This window comes from Enterovirga sp., from assembly GCF_035325185.1.
GTDB lineage: Bacteria > Pseudomonadota > Alphaproteobacteria > Rhizobiales > Beijerinckiaceae > Enterovirga.
Map to the genome: position 1 here is coordinate 1 of NZ_DAOLAJ010000126.1, position 8,497 is coordinate 8,497.

General features: G+C 66.2%; 9 protein-coding genes and 2 pseudogenes. 10 read left to right on the top strand and 1 reads right to left on the bottom strand.

Annotated elements, in window-relative coordinates; genetic code table 11:
- Positions 1–149: 149 nt before the first annotated feature.
- Positions 150–857, top strand: a pseudogene (locus PKD06_RS17300) (transposase); the annotation flags it as partial.
- Between the two features lie 164 nt (positions 858–1,021).
- On the opposite strand, the gene PKD06_RS17305 reads toward PKD06_RS17300, so the two are convergent.
- Positions 1,022–1,513: a MucR family transcriptional regulator gene (locus PKD06_RS17305; protein ID WP_324382301.1), complete on the bottom strand. Its 492-nt coding sequence runs from the start codon at positions 1,511–1,513 to the stop codon at positions 1,022–1,024.
- A 247-nt stretch (positions 1,514–1,760) separates the two neighbouring features.
- On the opposite strand from PKD06_RS17305, the gene PKD06_RS17310 reads away from it, so the two are divergent.
- From PKD06_RS17310 to PKD06_RS17350, 9 genes and pseudogenes are all read left to right on the top strand, one after another.
- The gene (locus PKD06_RS17310) at positions 1,761–2,057 is read left to right on the top strand and encodes a tyrosine-type recombinase/integrase (RefSeq protein ID WP_324382303.1); all 297 of its coding nucleotides are present in this window, start codon (positions 1,761–1,763) and stop codon (positions 2,055–2,057) included.
- Between the two features lie 108 nt (positions 2,058–2,165).
- A complete protein-coding gene (locus tag PKD06_RS17315) occupies positions 2,166–2,522 on the top strand; it encodes a metalloregulator ArsR/SmtB family transcription factor (RefSeq protein WP_324382305.1) in 357 nt (118 codons plus the stop codon).
- Positions 2,515–3,042, top strand: a complete 528-nt coding sequence (locus PKD06_RS17320) for an arsenate reductase ArsC (protein WP_324382307.1) — start codon at positions 2,515–2,517, stop codon at positions 3,040–3,042. The genes PKD06_RS17315 and PKD06_RS17320 overlap by 8 nt, the downstream gene beginning before the upstream one ends.
- Complete coding sequence (gene arsC, locus PKD06_RS17325) at positions 3,042–3,467, top strand: arsenate reductase (glutaredoxin) (RefSeq protein WP_324382309.1); 426 nt, start codon at positions 3,042–3,044, stop codon at positions 3,465–3,467. Before PKD06_RS17320 ends, arsC begins: the two co-directional genes overlap by 1 nt.
- A 7-nt stretch (positions 3,468–3,474) precedes the next feature.
- A complete protein-coding gene (arsB, locus tag PKD06_RS17330; RefSeq protein ID WP_324382311.1) occupies positions 3,475–4,527 on the top strand; it encodes an ACR3 family arsenite efflux transporter in 1,053 nt (350 codons plus the stop codon).
- A gap of 59 nt (positions 4,528–4,586) precedes the next feature.
- Positions 4,587–4,904, top strand: a complete 318-nt coding sequence (locus tag PKD06_RS17335; protein WP_324382313.1) for a metalloregulator ArsR/SmtB family transcription factor — start codon at positions 4,587–4,589, stop codon at positions 4,902–4,904.
- A gap of 28 nt (positions 4,905–4,932) precedes the next feature.
- Positions 4,933–6,351 carry an NAD(P)-binding domain-containing protein gene (locus PKD06_RS17340; RefSeq protein WP_324382315.1) on the top strand — a complete coding sequence of 473 codons (1,419 nt, stop codon included), beginning with the start codon at positions 4,933–4,935 and terminating at the stop codon, positions 6,349–6,351.
- Positions 6,348–7,520 (top strand): MFS transporter, encoded by a 1,173-nt coding sequence (locus PKD06_RS17345; RefSeq protein WP_324382317.1) that lies wholly within the window; start codon positions 6,348–6,350, stop codon positions 7,518–7,520. Before PKD06_RS17340 ends, PKD06_RS17345 begins: the two co-directional genes overlap by 4 nt.
- Positions 7,521–7,805: 285 nt before the next feature.
- Positions 7,806–8,387 (top strand): annotated as a pseudogene (locus PKD06_RS17350) (DUF3991 domain-containing protein); the annotation flags it as partial.
- Positions 8,388–8,497 lie beyond the last annotated feature (110 nt).

Below are 8,497 nucleotides of genomic sequence, written 5' to 3' on the forward strand. Positions count from 1 at the left end.
GAGGACCGGACGCGTCTGCAGGAGGCCATGGAGAGGGCAATGGACAGGCGCTAGCCCGCATTTCTCACATGGGGTTGGTGCATCGGAGCTCTGAGTGAGGCAAAGTTGTTGTGCTGCAACGACTTGGGCTTGGCGAGAGGGTCTCCCCGATGCGGACGGAGCGTAGCGCGGATCAGTTCGGCTTTGCACCTGTGGCCGGCCGGGCTGTGGTGGCCGGTTTCGACGGCGGGGCGATCACGTCGGATGCGGGGGCGCTGCTGCTTGGCGCGACCGACCGGGCGATCCGGCTGGTGGAGCGTTTCGCCGGCTGCTTCAGGGACGACCGCGATCCCGCCCGGATCGAGCATGCTGTCACGACGCTGGTGGGCCTGCGCGTGTTCGGCCTCGCGCTCGGCTACGAGAACCTCATCGACCACGACGACCTTCGCCGCGACCCGGTTCTGGCCGTGCTGGCCGGCAAGCTCGAGGCAGGGCGGTCAGGCTGCGCGCCGCTGGCCGGGAAGTCGACCCTGAACCGGCTCGAACACGCCCCCTGCGGCGCGCCGACACGCTATCACCGTGTCGGGCATGACGGAGCGGCGATCCAGAGGGTGTTCGCGGAGGTGTTCCTGGACGCGCATGCCCGGCCACCCCGGCAGGTCATCCTGGATCTCGACGCCACGGACGATCCGCTCCACGGACATCAGGAAGGCCGCTTCTTCCACGGCTATGACGACGCCTATTGCTATCTGCCGCTCTTCATCTTCTGCGGCCGCCATCTCCTGGCCGCCAAGCTGCGGCGCTCCAACATCGACGCCTCGGCCGGCGCGGTGGAGGAGGTCGCACGCCTCGTCTTGCAGATCCGCGCCCGCTGGCCGCGCGGCGCAATCAGCCCTACGCGGGCGCCGGCTAGGGCGAGATGATGCCTCTTTCAGCACCGCGCTTTGGCGTACGGACAGGTCATGAGGCCGCGCGGGGACTGTAGCAGTCCCCAGCGGTTTCGAGGAGCTCGGGCCGCCGCGGACCGATGGGCCTGAGGTTTCTACTCGGCCGCTTGAGCCTCGCTCGACTTGGCGCCGCGCTTTGCATTGGTTCCGCGTTTGGCTTTCGGCGCCTCGATCACCTCGGCGGGGGCCGCCTTCTTTCGGCCCAGGCCGAGGGTCTTGGCAACCTCCCGCCTCTGCTCCGAATAGCCGGGCGCCACCATCGGATAATCGGCAGCCAACTTATAGCGCGTGCGATATTCCGCCGGCGACAGGCCATGCTTCGACAGATGATGCTTGAGGCTCTTGTACGACTTGCCGTCGATCATGCTGAAGATGTGATCGCGGGACGCGATGCTCGCGCGCGTCGAGACCGCACCGACATACACCGGCTCCGGCGGCGAGGCCGGCTTGATGCCTTCGGAGAGAGCGGCGCGGGTCGTTCGAGCGAGATCGGCGAGCTCGCTGCTCGCGATCGTGTTGTTCCCGACATAGGCGCTCAGGAGTTGCACGGTGAGGGTGGTGAGATCGGGCTTCTTGGCCTCGGACATCGCAGCTCTCCTGTTCTGCGTTGGAATTGAGGAGCGATGACGTTCGCCTGACCGCAGCTCGGTGCAATTGGGGTTTGGAGCCCACATCCGATGCTTCGGTAAGGGGCGCAAGGAGAAAAGTACCCCGCTCACCAAAATGGCGCGGGAGACTATCAAAAGATGGCTGACGGAACCGCCGCGCAGCGGAACGAGTATTCTGTTTTCGACCATCCACGGAGATCCGATGAGCCCCGATGCGGCATAATTCATGTTGTCCAAATACGTAGGTCTCGCCGCCGACACGTGCGTCTCCCTGCGTTCGAAGCGTGTTTCGCTCCACACGCTGCGGCACAGCGCGGCTATGGAGTTGCTGTTGGCGGGAGTGGGCCTTTCGGTGATTTCGCTTTGGCTCGGCCACGAGTCTATTCAAACAATACAGACCTATCTGCACGCGCACCTCGGTCTGAAGGAGGCAGCGTTGGCGAGGGTGACTTCCATGGACGGCCAGACGGGCATCCGTTTCCAGCCGGATGACAAACTGCTGGCCTTCTTGGACGCGCTTTGACCAAGCGCATCGGCGCCGGACGGGAATCTGAACGGCGCCGATCTCGCTGACACAACCCCGCGCATATTGCTCTGGACTCATTTTCCATATGTCGATAAGTCTCGACATATGGAAAATGGACAGATCATCCTCGCCCTGGCTGCGCTGGCGCAGAATACCCGTCTCGACGTCTTTCGCCTGCTGGTGACCGCGGAGCCGGAAGGGCTGCCTGCCGGTGAGGTCGCTCGCCGGCTCGAAGTTCCCCACAACACCATGTCGTCCCACCTGAGCATCCTCAGCCGGGCGGGGCTCGTTCGTTCGGAGCGCCTCAGCCGCTCGATCGTCTACCGAGCCGATCTTGATGCACTTCGATCGGCTATCGCGTTCCTCCTCAAGGATTGCTGCGGCGGTCGCCCGGAGATCTGCGCGCCGCTTTTGGCCGAACTCACGCCCTGCTGTCCACCGAAGGTCACGACCGATGCCTGACCGCGTCCACAACGTGCTGTTCCTCTGCACCCACAACTCCGCTCGGTCGATCATGGCCGAGGCCTTGCTCAACCATCTCGGGGAAGGACGCTTCCGGGCCTTCTCCGCTGGCAGTGAAGGTGAGCCCGGGCCGAAGCCGATGGCGCTCAAGGTGCTCGACGCGGAAGGCATCTCGACCGAAGGTCTGTCGTCGAAGACCTGGGACGTCTTCACGAAGCCCGGCGCGCCCGTCATGGATCTCGTGATCACCGTCTGCGACCAGGCGGCGGGCGAGGCGTGCCCGCATTGGCCGGGGCAACCGATCACGGCGCACTGGGGCATCGAGGATCCGTCCAACGTCCTGGGCAGCGACATTGAACGCGAACGGGCTTTCGTGACGGCCCTTCGCTACCTGCGCAACCGGATCAGCGTCCTCCTGTCCCTTCCCATGGCCAGCCTGGACCAGATGGCGTTGGCGCAGCAGGTGCGGCGGATCGGCGGTCTCGAAGGCGCGACCGGCCGCCGTCCGGAGGTAGCGTGATGGACGTCGTCATCTATCACAACCCGGCCTGCGGGACTTCCCGGAACACACTGGGCCTGATCCGCAACGCTGGCATCGAGCCGCACGTCATCGAGTACCTCAAGACGCCGCCCACGCGCGCGCTGCTGAAACAGCTTCTTGACCGCGCCGGGCTGACCGTCCGGGACATCCTGCGTGAGAAGGGCACGCTCTTCGCCGAGATGGGCCTCGGCGATCCGAGCCTTTCCGATGATGCCCTGCTCGATGCGATCGAGGCCCATCCCGGCCTGATAAACCGCCCGCTGGTCGTTTCCCCCCAGGGCGTGAAGCTCTGTCGGCCGTCCGAGGCCGTTCTGCCCCTGCTGCCGCCGCAGCTCGGCGAATTCCGAAAGGAGGACGGCGAACTGGTCGTCGCTGCCCCCGGTCGCCCTGCCGCTCTCGCCTGAGGTCCTTATGTCCACCTTCGAACGCTACCTCACGGTGTGGGTCGCGATGTGCATTGTCGTCGGGATCGCCCTCGGCCATGTCACGCCGGGCGTCTTCCACGCCATCGGCTCGGCCGAGATCGCCAAGGTCAATCTGCCCGTCGCGGTCCTGATCTGGCTGATGGTCATCCCGATGCTGCTGAAGATCGACTTCGCGGCGCTCGGGCAGGTCGGCAGGCACTGGCGCGGAATCGGCGTCACCCTCTTCATCAACTGGGCGGTGAAGCCCTTCTCGATGGCGGCGCTCGGCTGGTTCTTCATCTCCTGGCTGTTCCGGCCGTGGCTCCCGGCCGACCAGGTCAACAGCTACATCGCCGGACTCATCATCCTGGCTGCCGCGCCTTGCACGGCGATGGTTTTCGTCTGGTCGAACCTGACGAGGGGCGAGCCACACTTCACGCTCAGCCAGGTCGCGCTCAACGACGCGATCATGGTCGTTGCCTTTGCGCCGATCGTCGGTCTGCTTCTCGGCCTGTCGGCGATCACTGTGCCGTGGGGAACGCTGGTCCTATCGGTCGTCCTCTACATCGTCATTCCCGTGATCGTCGCGCAACTCGTCCGCAGCCGCCTCCTGGCGAATGGCGGACAGGCCGCGCTTGATTGGCTGCTCGGTCGCCTGGGACCGGTTTCCCTAGTCGCACTGCTTGCCACTCTCGTGCTGCTCTTCGGCTTCCAGGGGGAGCAGATCCTCGCCCAGCCGATGGTGATCGCGCTGCTGGCGGTGCCGATCCTGATCCAGGTCTACCTGAATGCCGGGCTGGCCTACCTCCTGAACCGGATCGCCGGCGAGCAGCATTGCGTCGCGGGTCCCTCTGCCTTGATCGGGGCCTCGAACTTCTTCGAGCTTGCCGTCGCCGCCGCGATCAGCCTGTTCGGCTTCAACTCCGGAGCGGCGCTCGCCACGGTCGTCGGCGTTCTGATGGAGGTTCCGGTGATGCTCACCGTCGTTTGGATCGTGAACCGATCGAAGGGTTGGTACGAGCGCGGCGACAGCGTGCGGAGGGTTCAGGCGGCGGAGTAATTCGACGAACGTGGAAATAGGGCTTGACGGAACGACCCTGGCGATGCCTATTTATTTCGATGAATGTCGAAGAAGCAGCGAAACAGCTCGAAGCGCTCGGGAACCCGACACGCCTGCAGCTCTATCGAACCCTGGTCCGGGCGGGTCATGGTGGCCTTCCGGTCAATCAGGTGCAGCAACGCCTGGGCATTCCGGCCTCGACCCTGTCCCACCACCTTCAGCGGCTGATCCGGAACGGTCTCGTCACGCAGGAGCGACAGGCCACCACTCTGATCTGCCGCGCGGTCTACCCGGCCATGGATGCGCTTCTCGGCTTCCTCGCCGACGAATGCTGCATCGAGGAAGGCTGCTCGGAGGCTTCCGGGAAGGCCGCCTGAGCGGCTTTTCATTAGTGAAAGAGACCAGATGAAGGACCTTCCCGTCGTCGTCATTGGGGCCGGACCGATCGGACTCGCGGCCGCAGCGAACCTCGTGACGCGAGGCGTCCCGGTGAAGGTCTTCGAGGCGGGCGATGCGGTCGGCGTCAACATCCGGGAATGGGGTCACGTCCGACTGTTCTCCCCCTGGGAATTCAATATCGACCCGGCCAGCCGGGTCCTGCTTGAGGCCGCCGGTTGGGGGGAGCCCGAAGCCGGGAGTTACCCGACCGGGAATGAGCTGGTCGAAACCTACCTGGCGCCCCTGGCGGCAACGACCGAACTGGCTCCCGTCATCGAATATGGGGTCCGCGTCGTCGCGATCAGCCGCCGCGGCATCGACAAGGTGGTGAGCAGGGACCGCGAGCTCCGCCCCTTCCAACTCACCCTCGTCGGTCGCGATGGCGGTACGAGGCGCGTCCAAGCCCGCGCGGTGATCGACGCCTCCGGAACATGGAAGACTCCGAACCCATTGAGTGCCAGCGGCGTGGCCGCGGAAGGCGAGGGAACGCTGGCCGACCGGATCGCCTACGGCATCCCCGACATCCTCGGCCGTGACCGGGCCGACTATGTCGGCCGGGCGACGCTGGTGGTGGGCGCCGGGCATTCCGCCGCGAACGTGCTGCTCGATCTCGATGAACTCCCGGCTCGGGACGGCGCGACCAAGGCGATCTGGGTCACGCGCGGCCGGGATCTATCTCGGGTCTACGGCGGGGGCTCGAACGACCAGCTCGCCGCCCGAGGAGACCTCGGGCAGCGCCTGCGCCGCCTGGTCGAGGAAGGTCGCATCGAATTGGTCTGCGGCTTCGCCATCATGGGTCTTCGCGAGGAAGGGGCGGGTATTGTCGTGCATGGCGAGGTCGGCGGTGTCGGCAGAACCATCGGTCCGATCGACCGCATCGTGGCCTGCACCGGACAGCGGCCCGATCTTTCGCTGACCCGGGAGCTGCGGGTCGAGTTCGACCCCTGGCTCGAAAGCGCCCGGTCGCTCGGGCCCATGATCGACCCGAACCTCCATTCCTGCGGATCCGTTCCGCCGCACGGGCACCGCGAGCTCTCGCATCCGGAGCCCGGGTTCTATACCGTCGGGATCAAGAGTTACGGGCGCGCACCTACGTTCCTGATGATGACGGGCTTCGAGCAGGTTCGGTCGGTCGTGGCGGCGATCGCCGGCGACCTGGCCGAGGCCGACAATGTCAGGCTCGTATTGCCGGAAACAGGCGTATGCACCGCAGCGCCGGCGGGAGCCGGAGGATGTTGCGGAGGTCCCGCGCCGGCTGAAGCGGAGGCCTGTTGCGCCGATGACGCCGCGGCGAAGGCCGACGGCAAAGCCGGATGCGGCTGTGGTCCCGCCAAGGTGCCCGAGCCCGCGCAGACGACGTCCTCCTGCTGCGGCAAGGCTGCATGATCGATCGCGATCGGCTGACCGTCATCTCGGCCCTGGGCGTGGTGCAAATCCTCGCCTGGGGCTCCTCCTATTATCTCCCGGCCGTCCTTGCCGCGCCCATCGCTGCCGATACCGGGTGGCCGCTGTCGCGGATCGTCGGCGCTCTTTCGATCGGATTGCTCACCGCCGGGGTCGTCGCGCCCTATGTCGGCCGAGCCATTGGAGAGACGGGAGGGCGACCGGTCCTGGCGACGGCGGCCATCCTCCTGGCCGCAGGGCAATTCATCCTGGGGATCGCCCCGAACCTGCCGGTCTTCGTGCTCGGCTGGATCGTTCTCGGAGCGGGCATGGCCGCAGGTCTCTACGATGCGGCGTTCTCGACGCTTGGGCGTCTTTATGGCGGCACCGCACGGTCGGCGATCACGATGCTGACCCTATGGGGCGGTTTCGCCAGTACCGTCTGCTGGCCGTTGTCGGCCTACCTCGTCGCTCATCTGGGATGGCGAGGGACCTGCTTTGCCTACGCCGCCATCCAGCTTCTGGTTTCCCTCCCGATCATCCTGATGACCCTTCCGAGGGCTCCGCCGGAGCTTCCGAAGGCGAAGGCTGGAGGCGCTGGACCGATGGTCGAGCTGCTTCCATCGGAGCGCGTCGCGTTCCGACTTCTTTCCGGGATCATGATCATCGGAGGGGCCATCACCGCGATCGTGGGTGTTCATCTGCTGACGCTGCTCCAGGCTCAGGGGATCGGCCTGGCCGCGGCCGTGGCGCTCGGGGCCCTTGTCGGTCCGGCTCAGGTGGGCGGCCGGATCGTCGAGATGGCAGGCGGAGGTCGCCACCATCCGATCTGGACGATGAGCGCGGCTCTCGGGCTGGTCGCCTTCGGACTTGCGCTGTTGGCGTTCGGAGCTGGCCCGATCGCATTGGCGCTGATCCTCTACGGCGCAGGAAACGGCGTCTTCTCGATCGCGAAGGGAACTCTACCCCTCGCTCAGTTCGGGCCGCAGCGATATGCGCCGCTGGTCGGAAAGCTCGCGAGGCCGAGCCTCGTTGCCCAGGCATTGGCACCGACGGCAGGGGCATTGCTGCTGGATAAGGCGGGTTCGAGCTGGACCTATGTGGCCCTGATGCTGCTGGCCGGAACCAACGCTGTTTTGGGTGCCGCGCTCTGGCTCACCGCAGAGCGATGACGTCCCGGCCAATATTATGCCGAGTACCGGCGGCGGCTTTTACCGGAAGTTCCGGGGCTTAGAGAGCCGGGTGGGTGGACTGCCTGCCGCTTGCGCCTGGCCGGGCGCAAGGGAGGCTTTGCCGCGCCGTTGACCCTACACATCCGACAGCTTGCCGGCGCGCCCTTGCGCCCGGCAGGCTTCGCGGCCGGGAGGGCTTGTCCTCGGATTGTGGGGATCGATCAGCGAGGCAAGCCGAAGAAAGGGCTGGACAACGCCTGGGAGGCAGGTTCGGCATAGGACGTCATGGAGAAGAAAGACATCGATGAGCTGCGGGGGAAGGTGCCCTGCGCGGCCGTTCTGGAGAAGGCCGGTTTCAAGGTCCACTTGAAGGAGAGCACCCGCAAGGCAGTGAAGCACCGCCGCGGGGCTGGGGAAATCGTCATCGTCATCCATGAGGGTCGGGGCTGGTTCGATCCCCTGTCGGAAGCCAAGGGCGACGTGTTCTCGCTCGCCGAGCATCTCGGCGCCGACGGCTTCGCCGACGCCTTGAAGCAGGTCGCCGATCTCGTCGGCTTCACGCCGGCGCAGTTGGCCTGGAAACGCCCGGCGCGCGAGAAGCCCGTCGTCTCGCTCGCGGGCCGCTGGACCGGACGGCTGAGGCCGCGGCCGGGCTCGCCGACCTGACTCTACCTCACCGACATGCGCGCCCTTCCCGATCACATCGTCCAGGAGGCGGTCGACGAGGACCGGCTGCGGGAGGGGCCCTATGGCAGCATGTGGGCCGCCCATACCGACGAGGCTGGCACCGTCGTCGGCTGGGAGGAGCGCGGTCCGGAATGGCGAGGGTACTCGACCGGCGGGACGAAGGTGCTGTTTCGTCTCGGCGCCCCCCGGCCCGGCCGCGTCTGCGCTATCTGCCCGACGCGATCTCGATGATGCCGCTGCCGATCTTGCGCCGAAGCCGGGCGAGCAGCGCCTCGACGGCATTGACGTCG